A 2,346-nucleotide genomic window follows, 5' to 3' on the forward strand; every position below is an offset into this window, starting at 1 on the left:
CGAATCGATAGAAGAGATAATCGCCTTTCTGAAAGGGGAAGGACTAACGAGCAGTGAAAGGCCAATGGATTATCTCTTGATTCAAGACGTATGGCAGTATTTCCCGAATTCGACCAGGTATTTCGGCTGGCGCGTTCAGGTTGGGACATGGGGTTCGTATTCCAAATCAAGCAGTACCTGGAAGGAGGATAGAGTGGCGATAGACACTACTATAATCTATCATAGTGGTTCCACTGGTATAATGGATTCAATCGCAACCCGTTACGACGAGTCAAAGTACAAGTCTGAGAATAGTGATGAATCATCAACTGGAATATTATTTGTTGATGCAGAATATCATCGGCCGTTAGACCTGCGGTGGCAAATGGCAATCAGAGCCTCATCTGGGTATTTTAGATCAGAATGGTTTGGTGCCAACCATGGGCCGACATTGGTGGAAGATGTCACGGTACAGGCATCGAGTGAACTCGGATATACAATTGACTCAAGGAGTCTTCTCTCTTTCCATACGGCATTTCAATACCGATATTTATCGGAGGGGAAGGATACAACTACACACAGATGGTCACTCTCTCCGAGTCTGAATCTGGAGTATCGACTGGCTATTCCCACCACACTTAAAGCGTCCGTTGGATATAGATACCAAGAAGACGAGAAGGAAGTAAAACAGACTGAAGATCATCATGATTTAAGCAAACTTGAGCTGAGCGCCTCAATTTCTCACTACCTGTTCTGAGTAACAAAAAGTCAGTACTGCGGTGATACTCACATAATGGAAGGGAAGATCATCCTTCGGTGCGGAAGTGATTATGTCGAATCGATGAAGGCTTCGATACCAGAATGCCCCACCCTACCCCGTCTGCCGCTGCGAGCGGCGAAGAAACTTCGGCGCGCCGGTGTGATTAATCACGCCGGGAGTAATAATGACCTCTTCGATATCATCCTTCGAGGGAAGCTCAAACATTAAATCAAGCATCGCCTTCTCAAAAATGGACCGCAAGGCCCGGGCGCCGGTTTTCTTTTTCTCGGCGATGGCAACCGCCTCCCAGAGAGCCTCAGTCTCAAAGGTCAACTTTATCCCCTCCATCTCAAAGAGACGAGCGTACTGCTTGGTCAGGGCATTGCGCGGGTTGGTTAAAATGGAAAAGAGGGCGTTCTTGTCGAGCGGCTGAAGGGGGGCAACTACCGGAAGACGTCCTATCAGTTCCGGAATCAGCCCGAATTCGAGAAGGTCGGATGGCTCGGCGTAATCAAGTATATCGCGCGATTTTTCGCTGATTTCGAGATTCTCGGCGTCAAACCCGACCTGTTTCTTCCCAACCCGGCGGGCAACTATTTTGTCGAGCCCTTCAAAGGCGCCGCCGCAAATGAAAAGAATATTGGTCGTATCTATCGGGACAAACGCCTGCTCGGGATGTTTCCGTCCCCCCTTGGGAGGAATATTCGAGATGGTCCCTTCGAGTATCTTCAAAAGCCCCTGCTGGACTCCTTCACCGGAGACATCACGAGTAATCGAGGGATTGCCGGAGGTGCGGGCGATTTTATCGATTTCATCGATATAAACTATTCCGCGTTCGGTGCGGGCCTGATTATAATTGGCAGCCTGATATAGCCGCACCAGAATATTCTCGACATCCTCGCCGACATAGCCGGCTTCGGTCAATACCGTGGCATCAGCGATACTGAATGGAACTTTGAGGAATTTCGCCAGCGTGCGGGCGATAAGAGTCTTGCCGGTGCCGGTGGGACCGATGAGCAGGATATTTGATTTTTCCAGCTCCACATAGTTGTCGGGCAGGCGGCCGCGACGTATCTCCGAGAGGGCGTTAATCCGCTTATAATGATTGTAAACCGCCACGGCAACGTTCTTCTTGGTCATCTCCTGGCCGATTACATACTGGTCAAGAAACGCTTTTATCTCGTGCGGCCGGGGAAGCTCGAATGTTTCATGCTCATCTCCCTCAACGGGCGAAGTGACCAGAATGTCATGGCAGAGAGCCACGCATTCGTTGCAGATGAAAGCCTCATAGCCGGCGAAAAGACGTTTTACTTTGGCGGCCGATTTACCGCAGAAATTACAGCGATGCTGGGTGGTATAACTGTTGTCGTCATCGCCGCCGGAACTGTTTTTGTCCTTCTTGGTCACGTCGTTTTACCTCGAGCCGCCACTGCCGGCAGGCTATTTTTTCTCTTTTCGTTTGTACTCGTAAATCTTATCGATGATGCCGTAATCAATCGCTTCCTGCGGAGACATGAAGAAATTGCGGTCGGTATCTTTTTCAATTTTGTCGATAGGCTGACCGGTGTGCACAACCAGAAGTTCGTTGAGACGTTTTTTGGTCTGGG

3 protein-coding genes are annotated in these 2,346 nt (G+C 49.5%); 1 reads left to right on the plus strand and 2 read right to left on the minus strand.

The genetic code is table 11. The features are described from left to right. Positions 1–736, plus strand: a 736-nt coding sequence (locus AB1690_09985) for a hypothetical protein (protein ID MEW6015641.1), incomplete at its 5' end; no start/stop codon positions are given. A 114-nt stretch (positions 737–850) separates the two neighbouring features. Here the strand turns inward: AB1690_09985 and clpX are convergent. Together clpX and AB1690_09995 are read right to left on the minus strand one after the other, a co-directional pair. Beyond that, a complete protein-coding gene (gene clpX / locus AB1690_09990; GenBank protein ID MEW6015642.1) occupies positions 851–2,146 on the minus strand; it encodes an ATP-dependent Clp protease ATP-binding subunit ClpX in 1,296 nt (431 codons plus the stop codon). A 33-nt stretch (positions 2,147–2,179) separates the two neighbouring features. Beyond that, a partial coding sequence (locus AB1690_09995) for an ATP-dependent Clp protease proteolytic subunit (protein MEW6015643.1) occupies positions 2,180–2,346 on the minus strand: 167 nt, incomplete at its 5' end.

This window comes from Candidatus Zixiibacteriota bacterium (genome assembly GCA_040753495.1).
Taxonomy (GTDB): Bacteria; Zixibacteria; MSB-5A5; order GN15; family PGXB01; genus DYGG01.